16 protein-coding genes are annotated in these 21990 nt (G+C 52.3%); 12 read left to right on the forward strand and 4 right to left on the reverse strand.

What is annotated here, in order from left to right:
- Nucleotides 1–435: 435 nt before the first annotated feature.
- Together BJP07_RS02610 and BJP07_RS02615 are read right to left on the reverse strand one after the other, a co-directional pair.
- Complete coding sequence (locus tag BJP07_RS02610; RefSeq protein ID WP_071565942.1) at nt 436–1194, reverse strand: hypothetical protein; 759 nt, start codon at nt 1192–1194, stop codon at nt 436–438.
- Nucleotides 1195–1196: 2 nt separating this feature from the next.
- Nucleotides 1197–1703, reverse strand: coding sequence for a hypothetical protein (locus tag BJP07_RS02615; protein ID WP_071565943.1), 507 nt, complete (start codon nt 1701–1703; stop codon nt 1197–1199).
- Between the two features lie 320 nt (nt 1704–2023).
- Here BJP07_RS02615 and BJP07_RS11175 point away from each other — a divergent pair, with 320 nt between their 5' ends.
- The 5 genes from BJP07_RS11175 (at nt 2024) to BJP07_RS02635 (ending at nt 6892) form a co-directional block, all read left to right on the forward strand.
- Nucleotides 2024–2179 (forward strand): hypothetical protein, encoded by a 156-nt coding sequence (locus BJP07_RS11175; protein ID WP_177222501.1) that lies wholly within the window; start codon nt 2024–2026, stop codon nt 2177–2179.
- A gap of 507 nt (nt 2180–2686) precedes the next feature.
- Nucleotides 2687–3550, forward strand: a complete 864-nt coding sequence (locus BJP07_RS02620) for a hypothetical protein (RefSeq protein ID WP_143109648.1) — start codon at nt 2687–2689, stop codon at nt 3548–3550.
- A 2-nt stretch (nt 3551–3552) separates the two neighbouring features.
- Nucleotides 3553–4014 carry a Panacea domain-containing protein gene (locus BJP07_RS02625; RefSeq protein ID WP_071565945.1) on the forward strand — a complete coding sequence of 154 codons (462 nt, stop codon included), beginning with the start codon at nt 3553–3555 and terminating at the stop codon, nt 4012–4014.
- Nucleotides 4015–5384: 1370 nt separating this feature from the next.
- Complete coding sequence (locus tag BJP07_RS02630; protein ID WP_071565946.1) at nt 5385–5930, forward strand: DUF501 domain-containing protein; 546 nt, start codon at nt 5385–5387, stop codon at nt 5928–5930.
- A complete protein-coding gene (locus BJP07_RS02635; RefSeq protein WP_071565947.1) occupies nt 5927–6892 on the forward strand; it encodes a Ppx/GppA phosphatase family protein in 966 nt (321 codons plus the stop codon). Before BJP07_RS02630 ends, BJP07_RS02635 begins: the two co-directional genes overlap by 4 nt.
- Before the next feature lie 21 nt (nt 6893–6913).
- Here the strand turns inward: BJP07_RS02635 and BJP07_RS02640 are convergent, their stop codons facing one another.
- Nucleotides 6914–7162 (reverse strand): hypothetical protein, encoded by a 249-nt coding sequence (locus BJP07_RS02640; RefSeq protein WP_071566003.1) that lies wholly within the window; start codon nt 7160–7162, stop codon nt 6914–6916.
- A 137-nt stretch (nt 7163–7299) separates the two neighbouring features.
- Between BJP07_RS02640 and BJP07_RS02645 the strand changes: the two genes are divergently transcribed.
- The 5 genes from BJP07_RS02645 (at nt 7300) to BJP07_RS02665 (ending at nt 15322) form a co-directional block, all read left to right on the forward strand.
- Nucleotides 7300–8640: a glycosyltransferase family 4 protein gene (locus BJP07_RS02645; RefSeq protein WP_071565948.1), complete on the forward strand. Its 1341-nt coding sequence runs from the start codon at nt 7300–7302 to the stop codon at nt 8638–8640.
- 9 nt (nt 8641–8649) lie between these two features.
- Nucleotides 8650–10176, forward strand: coding sequence for a glycosyltransferase family 4 protein (locus tag BJP07_RS02650; protein ID WP_071565949.1), 1527 nt, complete (start codon nt 8650–8652; stop codon nt 10174–10176).
- Nucleotides 10177–10269: 93 nt separating this feature from the next.
- Nucleotides 10270–11163: an ABC transporter permease gene (locus tag BJP07_RS02655; protein ID WP_071565950.1), complete on the forward strand. Its 894-nt coding sequence runs from the start codon at nt 10270–10272 to the stop codon at nt 11161–11163.
- Nucleotides 11147–11956, forward strand: coding sequence for an ABC transporter ATP-binding protein (locus BJP07_RS02660; RefSeq protein WP_177222502.1), 810 nt, complete (start codon nt 11147–11149; stop codon nt 11954–11956). Before BJP07_RS02655 ends, BJP07_RS02660 begins: the two co-directional genes overlap by 17 nt.
- Before the next feature lie 12 nt (nt 11957–11968).
- Nucleotides 11969–15322, forward strand: coding sequence for a CDP-glycerol glycerophosphotransferase family protein (locus BJP07_RS02665; RefSeq protein ID WP_071565952.1), 3354 nt, complete (start codon nt 11969–11971; stop codon nt 15320–15322).
- Here the strand turns inward: BJP07_RS02665 and BJP07_RS02670 are convergent.
- Nucleotides 15319–17238 (reverse strand): glycosyltransferase, encoded by a 1920-nt coding sequence (locus BJP07_RS02670; RefSeq protein ID WP_255365912.1) that lies wholly within the window; start codon nt 17236–17238, stop codon nt 15319–15321. The genes BJP07_RS02665 and BJP07_RS02670 overlap by 4 nt on opposite strands.
- Before the next feature lie 300 nt (nt 17239–17538).
- Between BJP07_RS02670 and tagD the strand changes: the two genes are divergently transcribed.
- Nucleotides 17539–17934 carry a glycerol-3-phosphate cytidylyltransferase gene (tagD, locus tag BJP07_RS02675; protein WP_071565953.1) on the forward strand — a complete coding sequence of 132 codons (396 nt, stop codon included), beginning with the start codon at nt 17539–17541 and terminating at the stop codon, nt 17932–17934.
- A gap of 14 nt (nt 17935–17948) precedes the next feature.
- Nucleotides 17949–21713 carry a glycosyltransferase gene (locus tag BJP07_RS11525; RefSeq protein ID WP_071565954.1) on the forward strand — a complete coding sequence of 1255 codons (3765 nt, stop codon included), beginning with the start codon at nt 17949–17951 and terminating at the stop codon, nt 21711–21713.
- Nucleotides 21714–21990 lie beyond the last annotated feature (277 nt).

Consider the following 21990-nt stretch of genomic DNA (forward strand, 5'->3'; position numbering starts at 1 on the left):
TCAATACAAGGTTGAAGTCGACACTCGGTGATGGATATACGACCATCGCCGAGCATCGACAGGCACTGAGTGCATAACTACGAGACAAAGTCCCTCAGATGCACTCCAACAAAACATCCGCAGCCCCTTCCTCGCCCTTTTCGAGGAATACTCCAATCCTCATGCTCCCATTTGGAAAACCACGGGGCTGACATCTCTACGGCGTCCTGAGCGTTCCCATCGACCGATTAATAGCGTGGGATTAAAGGAGTGCGATGCTGGTCGCCGAAAACCACCAAACCTAGTCCAAACAGCGCGACCTGCATCGCTCAACATCTAGCGCACGCTTTTAAGCGCTCACGTCACGACACCTAGTACCACACCTAGTACCAAAGCAGAGATGCTCACTTCAAACAGCGCCCGCGATCAAAACACAAAAAGCGACTCGTTGAGGCATTACATTGATTCAGGCAAAAGCGGCTTTAGTAGCACGGGCACGCCAATGTCGCCTTGTGGGCGAAGGCGACGGATCTCCGCTAGCGCTTCCAGTTGGTGGCTTTGCTTTAGCGGTGTCCAGTTATTCAAATCGCCAAGATAGCTTTGAGATAGGACGAAGTTGACCGCTTCGCGCTCAGATTTAGTCAGCGCTCGTTTTGGGTTGGTCTTCGCAGCACATGCAAACAGGGCTAGACAATCTTGTACGTGTCGTTCGCGATTCGGACTCGGCAGTTTTAGTGCCCAACCTTTGAGTGCTAATGCTGACCAAACGTTCGGAATTCGGACGATACGCCCGCCGCCAAGATTTACCTGAACTACTTCTTTCCAGTCGCCGTTGTGAAGGTTTCCTAACGCAGATTTAGATCCAGGGCACTCGACGACTCGCTGCCCAAACCATCGTTGAGGCGTCCGACTACTGTCTTTCCCCATTACATCAACAGAGAATCCATCCGGTCGTGTAAATTGGTGCAAATACCCATCCTTGCGAAGTGGCTCCCGTTTGCGATAGCCACGTTTCTCCAGTAGTTCTGCAACTTTGAAAAGGGTTGAACCGTGGACAGGATCTACAACGATATCGACGTCCACGGTAGGCCGGGCGTATTCGACATTCTGAATAGCGCAATGTAGCAGGGTCATTGCCCCGCCGACGAGCAACCAGTCTTCCCCTGCAAGCACGTCAACGATTTCAGTAACGTGGGGAAACGCGTCGACGTCCATCTCTACGCCACCACGCGAGTTCCTACCGAGAGACGATCTCTCACTGCCTGTTGTACTCGTGCGTCACCCAACATGTAGGCATCAGCCAGTGCTTGGATTTCGGTGACGTTCTTCTTGCGGACTACGAAACCATAGTCGGAAATCTCATCAGAAATTTCAATCACACCAGCGGCATAAAGCTGCTCGACGCTCTCTACTTGGAATAACTCTCTTCCGCCCGCAACGATGCCGAGGTTATTCGGACCCAGGAGGCTCCAACCCGCCCGCGCAATCTTGTTACTGCTGAATCTGATTGCTTCTGAGTACACAAGTTGACTCCCTAAGAACGTGGCCTCAGATCCAAACATTTTCTCGAAGTCGTCTGAAACAAATCGGGATAGTGCCTGGGCAAGCATCAGGTTCAAGGTTCCCGCAGCATCAAGCTGAACCACCTTCTCTTCGATCGCTCGCTGCAGTGCGCATTGGTCAACTCTGAACCCACTGGCGATCTGTTCTACAGATAGTCGCATCAGCTCGACCTCCCAATGACTTGCCGAAATATTTAACGTTCATCTTATTCGGCTCAGGGGACCATTACCACCTAGACGAACACAGGTTGAGGACAGATAGTTCTCCGCAGACGATTTAAACAAGCGCGCGGATGAGCCTTGTCACCTCCACAAATCTTCTAGAGCCGGTAGTTGTGGGGCAAACGGCTTCTAATGATGGCAAATATCGCACCTTTAACGTTCGCGCTAGATTCCAACAAGCGAGCGGCGCAACTAAAGACGTGAACTGTGTAGCCTGAAATCAGCATCGTTTCCCCGTAACAACGAGAGGAGTACGACCGATGAGTACCAGTCCTCTGGGCCAACGCCGAAGCGAGAACCCCCGCCCCAAACAGCAGCCCATCGACCAGCAGTGGCTGGTTGATTACCTCACGCTCCCGAAGAGAAAGAAGCGCTCGAAGCTCACTGAGTTCTTCGGCTGGGTCCTTGGTTTCTAGGTCTCTGTATTGCCTCATTCGGCGGTGAGCATGCGAGGCAACTGGACGAGCGCACGCGCAGCGTTTTATGCTTGACTTGCTTTGGGACTTGAGCCAAGCGCTCACCACCCTGAGGCTCAGCTGCGATAATGCCCGCAGTCCTGATAAGATGAGTTCGGTCAATCGAACTCTACATACTCGAGAAACTCTCTTGATGCTTGATAGTAGGAGAGTTTCTTTTATGTCGACGCGACCCGTGCAAGGAAGTGACGCGACCCGTGCCAGGAAGTAAGGACGTGATCACAACAATGCAAAACACATCCTCGCTGTCCCCAGCACGCCACAAGAGACGTGGCTAACAGCGCACACCATCTGCTATAAACTCCGACAAAAAGGATATGATGTTAAACCCGCACTGTTCCGTAAGTGGGCAGAACGAGGGAAAATAAAGTCTGCGAAAAGCCGAAATAGTAGCAACTGTTATCGTCTCTCCGACAGTGTGTCAGTCATCCGCCAAGGAGAATCATTTTGTCAAAAAACGGGTTCAAAAGACCGAGATCTTACGCTCGAGTAAGTTGCCAGATTGCCAGCGCTATCGGTTTGATATTTGCAGGTGCTTTCATCCCGGATGCAATCAACGGGGATAATTGGCCGCTCAGAATCCTCGTGTTTGCGGCCCTTTTGGTGTTTGCAGCGCTTCCCTACGCTTATGAAAAGCTTGGGAAAGGCCCAACACGCACTTACGATGACCTCAAAAGATTCACCGGTACGATGCCTCGAATCATTCAGCCGCTCAACGACTACATCGTTTCTGACATGACTATAGAAAGCGCCGAGCGGATGCGTAAATCGCTCGCCGCTCAATCCGCCTCTGCACTTGGAAATGGGGCCCGAGTGTGCGTATACAAGTTCATACAAAAAGAAGAAGACGATGAAAAAGAAGGCGCTTTTGTTCTAGATCAAGTTGAAGGGCGCCCGGGAGATCCAAGGCGAATGTTTGACCGTAGTACGGTGGAAGGAACCCAATTCGTCCAAGAGGTGTTAAAAGGAAAAGAAATTGTAGTTTCCAATATCGAGAAACCTCCGAGAAATATGCGCGCAATCAGCCCTAATCCATTGAATGAGTATGGTTCTTTTGTGCTGATTCCGGTACTGGGGATTTCAAATAAAAAAGGGGATGAAAGAAAAGTCAAGGGGGTTCTGTCCATAGATTTTCCAAAGAAGAAGACTTTTCACTTTCATCATCGGTATATGTTCCTGTGCATTGCTCATATGTTTGAAGTTGGTTTTCAGACTGTAAAACGTGGAGGGGAAGATACCAATGATGTTGCTCCGCAGCTATATTTGGAATTAAAGAAGATGCGCGAGTCCAATGACTTGGGAGAGGGGTAGAAATGTGTAATCCATCAGTTCATGATGTTGCAGCTTATCTGCTGCAGTACTTCAATCATCCGATTACGACCATGAAGCTACAGAAGTTGGCATTCTTCTCCCAAGGATGGTCTTTAGGCCTCCTTGACGAGCCCTTATTCCAGGAAGAGTTCCAGGCATGGCGACATGGCCCTGTCTGTTATGAGCTTTACCAGCGTCATCGCGGGCAGTATTTCATCTCCGACTGGCGAGGAAACCCCGACAGATTGGGCGCATATCAAAAGCGTCTCATCGATGGAGTGCTTCAAAATTACGGAGCGCTCAGCGGGTCTGATCTAAGCGAGCTAACCCACAAGCAGGGAACGCCCTGGTCAACAACCCGTTCCGAACGTGGACTTCGAGATGGCGCATGGGCGGATGACGTAATCGACAAGGGTGTGATGCAAAGCTACTTTAGGCAGCAGTTACTTAATCAAAACACATAAGAAGCAAACAACCGTCGCACTATGTGATGTAATTGACGCGATGACATCCCCTACCGGTCTCCGGTCAGGGGATTTACTCATGCCTAACAGGAGGTAATGTGAATGGCACGAGGACGATTCCTATGCCGCGAACAAGAATGCCTTGACTCAGTCAGCTACCTTGGACGCCGCCAAGCACCATGTCAAGCGTTGGCTCAACGCGAGGACCGCAAGCGTATCCCCACCAAAGCAGCCGCGTGCAATTATAGCGAGCAACGCAAACGAGCCCAGGTCGTCGCAGCATGGCGCAAGCGCTACGGCAACACCTGCTCCGGCTGCCGATGCCAACCGCACCAAGCCACCGGCCTCACCGTCCAACACACCCACGCACTCACACTCGGCGGCAGGAACGAACAACCATCAGCAGTTTTGTGCCGCTCATGCAACTCCTAACACGCCGCAGACGTGACCAACCACACCTCGGAGGCTAACCCCGACGCTGACCAGATCCCTGACCGCGCGCCAGATGAAAAGGCTGTGTACAGGTTTCAAAACCTGTTTTGGGGCCATTTTGGTGTTTGGAGGTGAAACGAAATGCCAGCACCAACGTTGAAAAGGACTTTGAGCGGAGGCGCTGTAATGCTCCGATGGTTAATACAGTAAAACTTGCCTGCTGCTAGACGAAAAGGCACCGCGCCGCGGTGGTTACTGACTGGGCGTACCCCTATGATGCCGGGGTGTGGAGCAGAGCTTGAGTGGGAGTTCCGTTCGTTGGGAGTGGGGGTGCGGATTGGATTGAGGCGAATTGTGTCATTCCTGACCGTGAGGATAAGGGGAAGCCGTACTTGTTGACTGATGAGTAAGTTGGGTTTTGGTTAACCATTATCGGTTGAAGCTGGATGCATCAGCAGATAGGCCTCCTCTGCGTGGGTTTACCGTCGTTCGCAGTTGGTGCGTCCACAGAGGTGGGGCAAGTCGCCGTTGACGGCGGCGATGATTTGTGCAGAGGCTATCGGCCCTGTGCGATTCGGCGGCCTGGGATGCCCACAGTGAGCCCGTTGGTGTGCCTTGGGCGACGCCATTGATACATGTGACAGCTTCGTCCGAGGATCAGACGGCGAATGTTTATGCGATGTTGACTCCGATGATTGAGGAGGGCCATTGACGGATGTGGTTCCGGCTACTGGTGAGACGCGCATTAACTTGCCGGGTGGTGCCGTATCGATCCGTAGAATTCTCGAGCCGCTTGGCCCTACTCCCATTCGGGAACCCAGCTGTATCCTTCTCGGGTTGGTGCTGCGGAACATTACTGTACGCAGTCTGAAGTGGGTTTCCAACCCATCTCGCCGCACCGTTCCACTCCGCTCGCCGCGTGTGGAACAATGTTGCTCATGCAACCGACTCAAGAGGATCTCAATATCATTCAGGAGCAGCTCGGCCGCGCGCCTCGCGGTGTGCTGGAAATTTCCTACCGCACGCCCGATGGTCAGCCTGCGGTGGTCAAGACTGCACCAAAGCTTGACGACGGCACTCCGTTCCCCACGCTTTACTATCTGACGGACCGTCGCCTCACCGCCGAGGCTTCGCGTTTGGAGGGCGCTCAGGTGATGAAGTGGATGGAGGCCCGCCTAGCCGAGGACGAGGACCTGCAGAAGGACTATCGTCGCGCCCACGAGTATTTTTTGGCGAAGCGAAACGAGATTGAGGATCTGGGCACGGATTTCTCTGGCGGCGGCATGCCGGATCGTGTGAAGTGCCTACACGTGCTGATTGCGTACGCGTTGGCGGAGGGCTCGGACCACTTTCGCTTCGGTACGGAGGCTGTGGCGCTCGCTGCTGAGCACGGCAACCTGCGCGGCACCGCGATTCCGGCTGACTGGCCAACACTCGAGCAGCTCGGTATTACGCTCGCTGAGGCGGGGGAGCACCTCGCATGAGCCAGCAGCTAACGCTCGCCGCGGTCGACTGCGGCACGAACTCCATCCGCCTCCTAATCACCCGTTTCGACCCCGCCACGAACACGTTCGAGGAGGTCTGTCGCGACAACATCATCGTGCGTTTGGGCCAGGGCGTGGACGAGACCGGCGCGTTCAACCCGGAGGCGATTGAGCGCACCCGCAAGGCGCTCGCTGCCTACACCGAGCGCATGGTTGCCGAGGGTGTGCAGCGTGTGCGCATGGTCGCCACCTCTGCGACTCGCGACGCCTCCAACCGCGACGTCTTCTTCGACATGACCCGCGAGCTGCTCAGCCAGATCCAGCCCGGCACACAGGCCGAGGTGATTACGGGGGAGGAGGAAGCCCAGCTTTCCTTCATCGGCGCCACGATGGACCTCCCCGCCGACGCTGGTCCGTTCTGCGTCATCGACTTAGGCGGCGGCTCAACCGAGTTCGTTGTGGGCAACGGCGACACCATCGAGGGCCGCATCTCCACCCAGATGGGGTGCGTGCGCCTTACGGAGCGTTTCTTGCGCTCGGACCCGCCAGCGCTCGAGGAGCTGCGCGCAGCCCGCGACTACGCGCGCGAGCAGGTCCAGCACGCGGCGGCGGTGGTCGACATGGCGAAGGCCTGCACGGTTGTCGGCTGCGCCGGAACCTTTACGACGCTCTCCGCGCTCACCCAGCACCTTCCCGAGTACGACCCAACCCGCATCCACCTTTCACGACTCTCCTTCGAGGACCTGCGCGCCACCATCGCGGAGATCCAGGCGCTGAGCGTGCAGGATCGCAAGGATCACCCGGTGATCCACCCCGGGCGTGCCGACGTCATCCCCGCCGGCGCCGCCGTCGTCGAGGAAATATTGAAAGCCGTCGAGGAACTCACTGGTCTTGACTCGATTGTGATCAGTGAGAAAGACATCCTCGACGGCATCGTGGCCTCGTTGGCAAGCCACGAGTAACTATCTTAACGTATAGCGAAGTTAGTCCTCATCTGGTTCCAAGATTTGGTCTTGACGCTCCCGCTTGCTCCGTAAATCCTTGATCTCGCGCATTCGGGGTTCCGGATCAATTTTGTTCGCGATGGCCTTACGGGTGGAGGTCACCACCTGTTTGGCTACCGGTGAGTTCACCGCCTTTTGCGTGGCATTGACAATCTGGTGATAGCGCTTGCGCCCGGCTTTCGTGCCGAACACGTACCCGGCGGCTGCTCCGACAACGAATTGAATCATGGGTGCCATAGTACAGAGAATTACGATCTTGCTTCAGTACTGCCACAATTAAGGTTTTAAGAAAGCTAACCGTTATCCTGGAAGCCAAGGCACACGCCGATCTTGCGATGACTGTTGGTGCACTCTGTGAGAAGGGAATGAAGTTGGCTCGTATTTTGGTGCTATCGCATTATTGGGCGCCAGAAAATGGGGTCCCACAGCGGAGGTGGACGTGGCTCACTGAAATGCTGCACGAGCAGGGGCATTCCGTCAGTGTCATCGCGCCTCCTCCGCATTACAATCGTGTGAATGATTGGGCAGAACGCGCCAAGGATGCAAGAGTGAGCACGCGGCGCCGCATTCGAGGAGTGAACAAAGTTGAGTGGGGCCCATCGGGGGAGCGGATCTTCCGTACGCAGTATCTAACCGGTGGGTCAGGACTGACAGCGAAGGCTTTGAACCAAGGATTTGTTGCGCTCTCGACGCTGCTGACAGTCGCCAAACAGCGCGATAAGACGGAGGAAGCGACGCCTGATCTCATCATTGGTACGGTTCCTGCGCTGCCTACGGCATTCATTACTCCGCTTGCCGCGAAGCTGCTTGGAGTGCCGTATGTGATTGATCTGCGGGATGCCTGGCCGGACTTGTTGAAGTACTCGAATGACTGGAACTCTGGACTGGGTGAATCTTCGTGGCGGGAACGAATCTTTGGTAAGGGGCCAAAGCAGGTTGTGATCGCCATCGTCTCGCACCTGTTGAAGAAGTCGTTGCGAAACGCTGCCGGAGTGATTGTTACCGCTGACGATTTGGGGGAACAGCTTCAGAAAAAGCTAGCTCACAGAGGGACAGGCGTTCCGGTGAACGTTTGTACCGTGCGAAATGTGTTTCCAGTAAAAAGCGCATATTCGAGGAAACATGCAACCCCTGTGCATCATGTGGAGAGTGACTGCCCGTACCTCAACGTGTTGTACGCCGGAACGTTAGGCCGAGCCCAGAAACTTGGTAATGCGATCGAGGCAGCAGAGATAGCCCACCGACAAGGCGTCGATGTGCACTTGAAGCTCATCGGCGCTGGAGTGACCAAGGAAGCTCTGCAAAACCAAGCACGGGAACTTGACACCGATATCGAGATTTTGCCTAGAACCTCAGCAGATGCGCTTGAGCAGTACTACGCATGGGCTGATACCGCATTGGTACATCTTGCTGATTGGGCACCACTACAGCGCGCAGTACCTTCGAAAACGTACGAGCTCATGGAAGCCGGGATCCATATCAGTGGGGCAGTAGAGGGTGAACCTGCTCGCTTGATTGAACAGCTGCACGCGGGGCACACAGTGCCCGCCGAGGACCCACAGGCGCTGTCACAGCTCTGGGTACGGCTGGCTCACAATCGGGAGCAATTGGAAGTCCCGAGTAATGCGGCTCAGTGGGTCGTTCACGAACGAGACGTCGCGAGCCCAGCCGCGCTGCAGAAGTTTCTCGACGCCCTCTCGAACTAAGGCAGTACCGTGAAATCGTTGCTCAAAGTTTCGTATCTGCGCCAAGCCGTATTTACTGCGGGATTTATCGCACAGCAGTGCAGGACTGACGCTGATGCGTTTGCACGCAACGTAGTGCAACGGCTTAAGCACGTTCAGATCGTGGGTCCGCTACTGCAGTGTCGGGCGCTTCAGAACAGAGACAACGATCGACAGGACACGGCGAAGGCTGCTCGTCATGCTTTCGAATCTGGTAATTTCTCGGAAGCCATCGACTTGCTCTCAGGCAGTCGGCGTTACCGGCTGACACGCCAACGTTATGAGTTTGAGCAGGCGAAACTACATCAAGGCATTGAATCGTCCTTGCCACTGCGCGGAGCGGAACGCGTGTTTCACTACCTGACCAACTCGTTGCCACACACAAGCGCGGGATACTCACTGCGAAGCCATGCGGTACTGCGATGCATGCAGTCCGCGGGCATCCAGGTAGCAGCCGTGACACGATATGGATACCCGAATATCGTTGGCAAGCTTGCTGCGAACGGACATGAGAAAGTAGATGGAGTCGATTATTTTCGAATCCTGCCCTTGTGGCCATCGGGTTCCTTTTTTACGCAGCAAGATCGAGCTGTAAAACAGCTAGTACGGTATGCAGGGAAGTTCGGTGCGGAAGTACTGCACACTACGACGGGCTTTGAAAATGCCTTGATCGTCAGCCGCGCAGCAAAACGGCTTGGCATCCCGTGGGTGTACGAGATGCGTGGCGCGCCGGAACAAACATGGCTTTCAAGGCAGCCAACGGACAAACGGGAGACTGCGAAGCAATCCGAGTACTACCAAGCGGCACACCGCCAGGAACTCGAGGCCGCTCGTCAGGCAGCTGCAGTGGTGGTGCTTAGCGAGATTACAAAACGGTCTCTGACTGAGCGCGGAATTAGTGCGGAAAAGATTGTGGTCGCGCCGAACGGCGTGCCCGATGAGGTGTTCCAGCGCCGCGATTCGAAGCTTGAACTGCGCCGGGAGCTCAGCCTTCCAGAGGGGAAAACGCTTGTGGGAGCCATCACCGCAGTTGTCGACTACGAAGGCCTGGAGTACTTCCTCGAGGCACTCACAGATCTCGATGAGTCTTTCTGTGGCGTCGTAGTGGGGGATGGGGTAGCCCTGGAGGGGCTGAAGAAACATGCCCAAGCGCTCGGCATTGAACAGCGAGCGCGTTTCGTCGGCCGACAGCCAGCGAACAGCATTCACAAATGGTACGGGGCGCTCGACGTGTTTGTAGTGCCACGCAAGGACATTGTCGTGTGTAGGAACGTGACTCCTATTAAGTCGGTGATGGCACAGGCTCTCGATATCCCTGTTGTTGCTTCTGATCTGCCAGCGCTGCGTGAAGTGACCGGTGGTATAGAAACGTACGTGGCACCGGAAAGTGCTTTGTCGTTGGCGGAGGGAATCCGCGTTGCGGCAAGCCTCGAACATAACGAAAAGCGCATATTATGGGCGCGAACGAGAGCGTGGTCCGCTGTGGCGCAGGAATACTCCGCGCTATACCGGCAGTGAACAAAATAGCGTTGCTACCGCGTGCTTACTAAGCTGTAACAATTAGGCTTTGAATGACGGAAAGTTGTTGCACCGCCAGTGGAAGGATTGTTGATGAGTCTTGATACGAACAGTGACGAAGAGAGTCACCAGCCTTCCAACACTGTCGTTGTGGATACGTCGTCGTTGAAGAAGCTTTCAGCGCGACCGCCTATCGGGCAGTACATTGCTGAGATCTGGCAACGGCGCTACTTTCTACACGCAGATGCAACAGCGAAGGCGTTTCGCACGCCGCGTGACGTCTGGATGGGCAAAGTCTGGCTTATCATTTCGCCGTTAATTGACGCGATGATGTACGCCGTAATTTTCGGTTTAATCATTCGCACGAGTAACGGTATTCAGAACTTCCCTGGGTATGTGGTGCTGGGTGTCACGGTTTTCCAGATTTTCCAGAAGTACATCACTGACGGTAATGATTTGGTGAAGAAACAGCAGAATCTGATCAAGTCGTTCATGTTCCCACGTGCGGCGCTGGTGCTTTCGCAGAGCTTGCGGCTTTTCTATTCGACGATGCTACCTGTGGGAGTTGCGACGGTCTTTACCCTGCTAACGCAGATCCATGAGTCGCTGCACTGGACGATCATCTTTCTCATTCCACTTTTCTTCCTGGCGCACATTTTCGGTACGGGCATCATGTTCATCGTTGCGCGTGTCACCGCCTTTTATCCGGACGCAGAGATTATCTTCCGCCTTGGGCAGCGTTTCTGGTTCTACAGTTCCGGTGTGTTCTTCTCCGTTGAACGTTTTGTCCACCAACCGGTGCTGAAAGACGCCATGGAAAACAATCCTGGGTACCAGTTCCTGATGGCCGCTCGTAATTGTGTCATGTATGGTCAGGTGCCGTCGATGGATCTCTGGGGGCCGATCATTATTTGGTCGTTTGCTACCTTCGCGGTTGGATTCCTTTTCTTCTGGAGGGCGGAAGAGCGCTATGTCACAGTCAAATAGCAATGACAGTGCGATGGTTCCTTCGATCGTGCTTCAAAACATCACGATGGACTATCCAGTGAAGTCCGAGGAAAAGCGCTTCGGTTGGGACACAGTTCGCGCGCTCGACGGCATCAACCTCGTGATGTGTGAAGGCCAGTCTGTTGGGTTCTTCGGCCAAAACGGCTCGGGCAAATCGACCATGATGCGGATCATCGCTGGGGCTGAGCGGCCGTCGAGTGGTGAAGTACGGGTGAAATCTCAACCGACGCTCATGGGTGTGCGTGCGGCGTTGCAGCCACGCCTGTCGGGCGCAAAGAACATTCGGATCGGATGCCTTGCAATGGGGATGACGCCTGCAGAAACCGAGGCTGCATTCCCCGGGATCATCGAGCTTGCTGATATCGGAGATGCGATCGACCGCCCGATGAACACGTATTCCTCCGGGCAGGGAGCACGCTTGGGATTCTCCATTGGGCTGGCAACGAACCCCGAGATTCTCATCGTCGATGAGACTCTCTCTACTGGCGATGCTGCGTTCGCCCAACGCGCAGAAGCAAAGATGCAGGCGCTGATTGATAGTGCCGGTACCGTCTTGCTTGTTTCGCATTCACCGAAACAGCTGGAGATAATGTGCGACCGGGGAGTATGGATCCACGAAGGCAAGATCATTGCAGATGATAATGTTGAGGAAGTTTCGGCACAGTATCAAGAGTGGGTCAAGCTGAAAGGGGCGAATGATTTCGCTGCTGCAGACGAAGTCATCGAACAGGTCCGGTTGGGATATTCTAGCCCCAACATTGTTTTTAAGTAGCGGAGAACACGAGTGGGATTGAGAAACATCCGGACAGCGCTCTCGTATGCATATGATGCGCGCGCGTGGTTGAAGCAGGCTCGCCACGCGGGTACTTGGGTGCATACGAAGGCGACAAAAGCTCCGATCCTCAGCGTTGTTATCCCGTGCCACAATGCTGTTCGCTGGATTGCAACCTTGGTGCACTCAATCCAATCCCAGGGCATCGATGAACTAGAAATCTTGGTAGTCGATGATGCATCGACCGATGCTTCCAGAGCTATCTTGAAGTCGCTTGCACTGCTCGACAAACGGATCAAGGTCATCGATGGCGAAGGGCGTGGCCCCGGTGCAGCTCGCAACCTTGCGATACAGCAGGCACAGGGAGAGTTTCTCACTTTCGCCGATGCTGATGACATCGTGCTTCCAGGTGCGTACTCTTCAATGCTTGATTCGTTGAAAACAACAGGAAGTGACTTTGTCTTTGGTGGGTACGTCCGCCATAAAGGCAGTTCGGTTTCGCGCCCCCAGATTGTTGAGGCGACGCACCGAGAAGACTTAGCAAATGTGACTGCGAAAACGTTTCCTCAGGCGTTTGGGGAACCAGTGCTGTGGAACAAGATATTCCGCACCGAATTCTGGAATACACACGTCGGACCAATACCCGAGGACGTGAACTATGAGGACCAACCTCCAGTGCTACGGGCGATCTGTGCAGCACGATCATTCGATGTGCTGAAGCGGGATGTGTATTCGTGGCGTTTGGCTTCTGCTGGTACATCGCGTTCGACGGTGAAGACTTCGTTGCGAGACGTTCGAGATCGAGCTGCTATCACACGAATGATGTGGAAGGAAGCAAAGGACGGGGATGCCCCGCGTGAACTGTTGGAGTTCATGCTTGAACGGATTATCGCGCGAGATTTGCATATGTTTGCAATTCACTTGCCCCACAAACCACACGGGGATCCGTACCGCGAAACCATGAGAGCACTTGCTCGCGATATTACGGGTTGGGCTAGCAACTTTCCCGAGGTTATGCAGCGTATTCCACTTGAACGCAGATTGTTGTTTTGGGTGCTTGCGCATGGCAGCGAACAAGAAATTGATGACGAACTTGGGCTCCGCATGGAACTCAAGCACTCCTATGCGTTCGCATCGAACGGGGCGTTGGCAGTAGGTTGCCGACCAACTATTGAAGGGATACCGGAAGATTACCTACGAGCCTGTGTGGTTGATCTACCGGTCCACGCCACTATCCAAAAAGTCCATTGGGTCGGTGCAAATAGCGTGGAACTTCAAGTCAGAGCATTCATGACGGGTGTGAACAGCGATGAGGTAGAGCTTTCATTTTTCACTGTGGAAAACGGAGATGAAGAACACCGCGTCCTGCTTCAGCGAAAGAAATGTTGGGACCCGCGGAATAACGCCGCAGTACTGGACCCATGGTTCGACAGAAATGGCGACTCTTTCGTACTCGTCGTAGACCTCGACAACCAAAAGCGCGTATCCATCGCCGTGGAAGCACGCTGGAATGGACTAACTTCGACCACATACGTTAAACACAGTGGAGAGCCAGCGACAAAGCAACCAGGGGCTCTCATCGGTGGCCAGCGCTGGACGGTATCGTCTGAGCGAGATGCAGGCGGTGCCCGGTTCCTGCTACAACTGCGTGAAGTTGCCTCAACAACTCCCGTGCTGACGAATTGGACCACCAGTAATTGGAGGGTCCACGGTGCAACGGATACCTCGGAATTGCATTACATAATGCGGCCAACTGGATACCGCGCGCTGCTGGGGCGGTCAAGGAAGTTTCCGCTAGTGTTAAACGGCCTACCGGTAGAGTACGGTGTTACAGGCGAGCAATCGCTCAATTCTTGTGCAGCTGTGACAATCCGTCCAGACAACAAAGGCGTTGCCTATATTGATCACAAAGCAATACGGGTAGTGTTGGATTCCGCAAAAATCAAAGGCAGCCGACTGGTTCTTACAGGGCGCTGCAGCTCCGAAACGTTGCACCCCACGATATGGTTGAGGTCCTCACAGCAGACGTTAAGAGCAGTAACTACCTGGGAGAAGGGTACCTTTCGAGCACGTTTTGATCTTCCCTGTGTACAAGCCACTTCGTATTTTCTGCGTTGGTCCATCTTCAGTTCGAATCGCATTGCAAAGGCATCAGTTGAACCTGGAGAAGTAGATAGCAATGTCTATGTTGAGGGAACTACGCGGTCGGTTCGAATTGTACCCAGGGAGAACGGGACCACTGCCGTGTATATCTTGCCTGCGCATCAAGTATCGAAAGCTACTCGATGGGAGACCTACCACGGAATTCCAACTCAAGAACAAGACCTAATCGATGGAATTTTCTTCGAGTCTTTTAGCGGTAAGAACACGGCTGACAACCCTGGTGCGATTTGCGAATATCTTTCTGGGCGAAATATTGGCGTCCCGCTTTGGGTATCTGTTCGTGATGAAGACACAGAGGTTCCCGCGGGTGCCATTCCAGTGATCACCGGCAGTGAGGCTTGGTACGACAAACTTACTCGAGCCAAAGTTATTGTCGGAAACGACAATTTCCCGCTGTGGTTTCGGAAGCGGCCTGGCCAACGTTGGGTGCAAACGTGGCATGGCTGGCCTATTAAGCGGTTGCTCTTTGATGCGCACCCTAATTTTGTTGGTCTTTCATATCGACGTTTGATGAAGCGCCAGGCAAGTGACTGGGACTTGTTACTTGCACAGTCCGATGAAGCAGGTCAACGAATTGCGGGCTCTGCGTATTACACAGGCCCGGTACTGGAAGGAGAGTACCCGAGAAACCTTGCTCTAGCTCGAGCGATGCAAGAAACAGCAAGCATCAAAGCGAAGCTGGGTATTCCTCCGGGCAAGCGAGTGATTTTGTGGGCTCCTACATGGCGCTATTTAGGCGAGGACCTAGCTTTTCCAGCGGATAGGATTGCGAAAAATAATGACGCGGTAGTGCTTGTTCGCGGCCATCATATGAAAGCAGTGCACAAAAAGGGCGAGAACGTGAAAAACGTCAGCTCCTACCCGTGCGTGGAGGAGCTTCTTGCCATTGCAGATCTACTGGTTTCGGACTACTCCTCAATCTTTTTTGACTACGCCCTCACTGGTAAGCCATCGATTGTGTATGCACCAGATTTGGAAACATACAAGACGCAAGAACGCGGGTTCTATAGCGATTGGCCTAATGATTCTGGGCGACCAGTTGCACTCACCCCCAAGGAACTTGAATCAGAAATTACGATAGTGCTGAGGCAAACCACGCAGTCCAAACCTGATGACCCAGGTCAGCAAGCTGCAGTTCAAAAGTCTGTGCTTGAGAATCTTGAGCAGATAGAAACCTGGATAGTTCAGATGTTGAAGTCCTAGGCTTCCACATGCGTTTCATTCAAACCAAATGATCGTACTTCACCTTGGGCGATGAACTCTGCATCGGAGAGTTTCCATGTGTGGTTGTCGCCGCGCACCTGGATGAAGTTAAACCGGTCTGTGGAATAGATGCGTTCATTGGCTGCGATTATTGACTTGAGAAAGGCAGTATCCTCCCCGGTGGTTCTATCTTCAAATGGATGGTGCTCAAAAGTTTCGCGTGGTCCGAACAGAGTGGGGCCTGCAACGAAATTTGTCCACAGATGCTCTTGATTAGGTCGACGTAGAACAAGAGCATTAGATCCTTCTACATAGGCATATGCAGCTTGTTTCCCAACGAGATCAGCGTCGCTGTACTTCACTGCATTGCGCATGTCCTCGAGGTAGTGCGGCAGGTAATAGTCGTCGTCGTCGAACTTAGCTATGAAGTCTCCGCTCGACTGAGAAACTGCCGCGTTCAAGCAGTTGCCGAGCGACCAAGATTGAGGCGCTTCCAGCTGTGTCACTGTGGAAGGGTCGATGCTAAGGTCGAGGCATAGTTCGTGTAACCGCGCCTGCTTCAGTTCATAGCCATGTGTTATGAGGATGAGTTCTCGGTCTTCTATCGACTGGCGTGCGAATTGGGTCAGGACATGGATCACATTCTCTGGCCGGTTGGATGAAGAAATGACTGATACGAGGCCGGATGGCCGAGAAGGGGTTTGAAGCCCAATTGCAGTGAAAAGCTGCTCTGCACGGTGACGATAGCAGTGCTGGTTCCAGATAGTTCGTTGGGCACGGTGGACCATTTTTTCGCGGTACTCGGGAGAATTAATCAGTGTAGTGATTGTTGCAGTAGCTTCTTCCACAGACTGCACTTCTGCCAAAGCATCGGGAGAGAAAAAATTCGTTGTTGCTGGGCTCGGGGTAGTGACGACCGCAGCTCCGCTTGCTGGAAGCTCAAAAAGACGTCGAGCGCACATTGAAGGGCTAGTGACCACCGAGTTCACGTTCAAGAACACTTTGTGTTCCTTGTTTGCAGAAAGCATTCGCTCCGGTGGCAGGCTGCCTACGATGTATCGGCGCATTTGTTTCGGGAATCGGTAGCGCTTGTCGACATTTCCAAGTCGAGAAAAGATACAGAAGTTGAAGCCGTTCTTGGACGCTGACGCAGCAGCTGCTTCAAGGAGGAGATCGAGCTGTTGGCGGCGCTCTGGATACTTGTGATTGAAGTAGGTTCCTGCAAAAGCAATGTCTCCTCGTTGCCATCGTTTATCGCGGATCCCTGGCATATTTGGCTGGTTGCGAGCAGGGTTATGAATCGCAGGCTGAGCCGCAAACGGCATGACTCCTACGACGGCTTCCGGCGCGATTTCACGGTACCTTTCAATCACGTCCGAATCGGTGGTGAATATGTAATCGAAGGCCGAGGCTGTAGTGATGAAGTCATCAAAATGGGCTGGGTCTTCTTTGTTCCAGAAGACGGTGGGAACGTTATGCTCATTGCACCAGGCCAGCATTTCACTCAGCGTTGGATCTGCTGAATCGGTCTTGTTTAGTCTGCTTCGCCACGCGCCACCGTTGCCGGCGTGGGCAGATTCCACAAAGAGAAAATCGATGCTCGTGCCTTCAAACACTTGCTTCCAGTTGTCTGGAGTCGGACTGACTACTTGAAATTCATTTTTCCAGCAGAACATCGAAAAATCATCGAGGATTACGGCGGCTGCAATTTGCGGTGTCGGGAGATTATAGGCATTTTGCTTAAAAGTTTTTGAGCCGAGCGGGTCAAACAGAGATGAGTCCGACTGTAGAAAAAAGGTGATTCTCTGGAGGCTACTGCGATTCAACGGAACTACTTGATTGACCAATCGGTGAACTTCACTGCTAATTCTTGCTAGTACGTAGTTTGTGTTTCCGTGCTTGAGCTGACGAATCATCGTGGCCACACGTTGAATTGTGTGGGGCAAATGAGAAAGCATACAAACAGTTCCTTAATCGTGATTGCTGCGTTACTTTAGGACTACAAGAAAATTATGATGCTCTGGTGTTTATTCTCTTAGGAGTCTACTAGCTCAAAACTACTGCCATAGATACAGATTTTTGTCGATTGGCGTGGAATCTTAGGGGGGTAATGAGGCACTCATTCAAGATTCAGTATGAAAACCTTTTAGCAAGGGCGTGGTAACCTGGTCGCGTTAGTTTTCAAGTTACGAGCAGGACACTGATTGAGGGCTTGTATGCGTCGCGTTATAACCTACGGAACATTTGATCTTCTGCATTATGGTCATATAGAACTTTTGCACCGAGCGAAAGCATTGGGTGATTATCTCGTAGTTGCTTTATCGACCGACGAGTTTAATGCGCTAAAAGGGAAGAAGTCCTATTTTACGTATGAAAGACGTCGAAGGATGCTAGAAGCAATCCGCTATGTTGATCTCGTTGTGCCGGAAGAAGAGTGGGGACAAAAAGTACGCGACGTCGAGAATCTTAAGATCGATGTATTCGTGATGGGGGACGACTGGGTTGGAAAATTTGATTCCGAGTTGGAGGGTAAATGTGAAGTGATTTATTTGCCACGTACTCCTGATATTTCTACTACTCAGATCAAACAAGAGCTCAACAAGAATTCATAAGGAGACGGAGATCCGTGGCTAAATCAGACTTCCCTGCTCGCGCTTTTGAGTTTGCTGGAAAAACCATAGCTGGAAAGACCACTAGTAAACGGGGCGCAAAACTTGTTCAGTACGCAGCTGCCCGCGAATGGGCGGATAAGAACTGGGCATCCGCATATCGTCTCTATAGGGAAATTCCTGAAAAGCAGCGGTCTGTTGCGGTCTTGGAGCGTCTGCTTGTTTTGGTGAACAAGTTGGATCTTGGCGAGGAAAAGGAATCAATCTTCTCAGCGTTTGTTGCAGACTACCGTTCGATGGCGGAACTGGCTGAGGGTCTAACGATCGCGAAAAATTTAAAAGAACCTGAATTACAAGCGATGATTATTCAAAAGCTCGGAGAAGGTTTAGCTGCGCAAAGCGGATACACCCCAGAGCTCTTTGCAGCAATACATGGTCAGGATCCAGCGTGGCGGCGACTCGAAGTGCTGTCGGCGCGAAGTGGGAAGGCACGCGACGACGCGAAGTGGCTTGAACTCACAGCTGGGGCCGCATGGGAACTGAAAGATTACGAATTGGTACTCAGTACCCTGGAGAGCATTAGCGAGAAAAAGAAGAAGACGCCAAAGCTCAAGTACATCGAAGCTGAATGTTATCGGAGACTTGATGATATTGACTCCGCGAGAAACGCGTACAAGGAGTATTTAAAGCTTTTTCCTAAAGGTAAAGAGTTTCAATCGGCTGTGAAACAAATCCGCAAGTCTGACGGTGACCTAGTAGCTTATGAAGTGATTTCAAGTGGACTTTTGGGTGATGAAGGCTCAGATATTGCAGTGGCTGAAATGGCAAACTTGAAAGAACGCCTACATGCGTATCCTGAAGCTACCGAACTTTATTCGGAGGTGGCTTTTTCCAACTCTCATGATGCGCGTATGAGTTATAAAATCGGACTCAATGCTGAGCGCGATGGCGATCTCGAGCTTTCCGTCCTAGCTTACAAAGATGCTTTAAGGAAGCAAGGAAACCCAAGGGGGCATTGGTACTCCTATCGCCTAGCAAGTGCTTACTACGGCTTGGGCCGGTACGCCGATGCAATGCGTGCGTATGCTGACTACTTCAAGATAAAGCTGTCTGACAAACAGGATCAATGGGGATTTGAACGGATCGTAACGAATCTTTTCAAAGGGAAATCACATCGTGAACTGCAAGAACTGGTTCGCTATCGCGTGTCTAAGGGATCCTACAGCAATGAGAGCATCCAGCTCAACTATGGTTTTTTGCCACTCGGCCCGAGCCCGGTAAGGTTCGCGCTGGCTGAATCTGCGGTACGAAAGGGGCCGTATCAAGTTGCAGCCGACATATTAAAAGGTGGCGACACTTTCGCTAATAAAGATGGGATGAACCCAGATAGTTACAGGAAAAGCACGGCTAATAAACTAAACACTTATTATGTCGAGTGTATGCGGCAGTGTGAAATTAATGAACGGCTCATTCTCTGGGAGTCAAATCACGGATCTTCCGTGGGATGTCATCCACTGGCGCTTTTCCGGGACTTCGTAGCGACACATCCCGAAGGGGAATTCGTTCATGTTTGGGCTGTCAATGATCTAACAGCAGTCCCAAGCGATGTGAAAGCAAACCCTGATGTTGTGCTTGTGCCACTGCACTCGAGGGACTACTTGTTTGCTCTTGCAACAGCAAAATATCTCGTCAATAATGTAACTTTCGCTCCGTATTTCGTGCGACGTGAAGAACAGCTGTATCTAAATACATGGCATGGCACCCCTTATAAGACGCTGGGGAAGTCAATGAAACAGGGGATTCTCGAATACGAGAATATTCAAAGAAACTTTATTCAGTCGACACACCTTCTAGCTCCAAACGAATTAACCCGTTGGTCGCTTATCGATGACCATGGGATCGACGATGTGTATGCCGGGAAAGTGTTGCTTGGCGGTTCTCCTCGCCTTGACACTTCGTTGAGCCAGAACGATCAGCAACGCCTGGAGCTGCGTAGGAAATTGGGAGTGTGTCAGGAACAGCAGAAAATTGTGTTGTATGCACCAACCTGGCGCGGTGGAGTTTCTGACAGAGAACTTGATGTCGATGAGCTGATCGCGGACCTAAAGGCTCTTGATACAGCTGGGATTGCCAAGGTCCTCTTTCGTGCACACCGGTTGAGCGAGAAGCTCCTGCAAGGCGTCGATATACCAGTGACTGTGGTTCCATCCGAGATTGATACGAACGAACTTCTCGGAGCAGTAGATGTTTTGGTCACGGATTATTCGTCGATCTTGTTTGATTTTCTTCCCCAGAACAAGCCCATAGTTCTCTATCAGCATGACTATGAAAACTATAAGGCGCAACGTGGTCTTTATCTCGAAGATAGTGAGGTTCCAGGCGCTAAGGTTTACGACCGCCAAGAGCTTTCAGATGTAGTTGCTGCTGCGCTTTCTGGTGAACATGCACCTGACCCGAAAAATCTAAACCGTTATTGCCCGTATGAGGACGGCAAAGCTTCGGGCCGTATTAATGACGCATTTTTTGAAGATAAGTTCGGTAGCGCTGAAGAAGTAATCAACTACGCAGACGTACAGGCTGCGAAATCTACGAAAAGTATCGTTTGGCATGCAAGCCTGATACCAAATGGCATTGCTAGCGCAGGCCTTGCGCTTTTGGATCGTATTCCTGCGGATGATTTCGTAGTGAATTTTATCGTTGAGCCGCAAACGATGAGGGAAAACCCGGACCGTTTGGAACAATTTCAAAAATTACCTGACAATGTGCGTGTTATTTGTCGCTCTGTTGTTTTGCCCCGTTCTATCGAAATGTTGCGAGATGTGGCGACGTTTAAGCAGATTGATTGTTTTCCAAACGATGAGTTTGTTGAATCTTATTTTCAGGCGTTTGATCTTGAACGCAGAAGGATATTTAGCGACTTCAAACCGGATTACGTTGTAGAGTACGACGGATATGCCGATTTCTGGCTATCACTCCTGGCTTCTTGGGGCCGGGTGGGAGCTGAAACAGTGTGCTATCAGCATAACCAGATGTTTGAGGAAATGGTCAGAAAAGATCCGACGTTGAATCGTACCTTTGCGCTGTATCCCTTTTTCGATCGGCTCATTGCAGTAAGCGAGGCGCTTTCTGGCCATAACGAGCGGACCCTTGCGCGTTTCATTGAAGGTACCCCTGTTCAACAGACATTTGCGAGGAACTTGGTTAATCTCGAGACCATGCAAGAACTGGCGGAGCGGAGCTCTGATGTTGGAGACATCCTGGAGTTTGTGGAGAGGTTTGATACAACTTTTGTGTCAGTTGGCCGTCTTTCGCCCGAAAAGAATCAGAGCGAACTGCTTTCCGCAGTTGCCGAATTGAAGCAGCAAGGAATAGACGTTGGGTTAGTCCTAGTAGGTTCCGGAATTTTGGAAGATCAGCTGCATCAGGAGATTATTCAAGAGAACCTGAGCGATAGAGTGCTTATGACTGGGCAACTGAGTAATCCATATCCAGTAATAAAGAATGCCGATTGCTTTGTTCTTCCTTCCAGACATGAAGGTCAACCAGTTACCTTGTTGGAAGCTATGGCGCTTGGAGTGCCGGTTATCACCACCAAACTACCCGGCTGCGTTGAAGTGGTCAGTCTAGGATACGGCGAGCTAATTGACTTTGATGCATCGTCTATTGCGGCTGCAATGGCACGTTTCATCGAAGACCCGAAGGTCGCGTCTGGGACTTTTGACGAGGAAGCGTACTGTTCAAGGGTTCTGGCTGAGAACGTGAAGGCTATATGCGGTAATTGAGGCCTTCGAGCTCGCGGAACTCTCCTAGAATCGTGTTTACGAAGGCGAAGTCTTACTACTTCGCCTTTGAGAGACTCAGCGTATTGCAGTGGTTCTTATGTCTACCTGCTGCACCGTCTACCTCCAAGTCTATATAAACTAATCAACGGTGTAGGGCGATTGGCCACGGCGGCGAATCCCTAGGGTGAGAGCTAAACGGTTAAGCGAATCAGGGATGTGTCCCAAAATGCGAATTTTGGCCGCGCTGACCTTATCAAACGTGCTATAGCAGTTAAGG

The sequence above is a fragment of the Corynebacterium sp. NML130628 genome (assembly GCF_001875665.1).
GTDB lineage: Bacteria > Actinomycetota > Actinomycetes > Mycobacteriales > Mycobacteriaceae > Corynebacterium.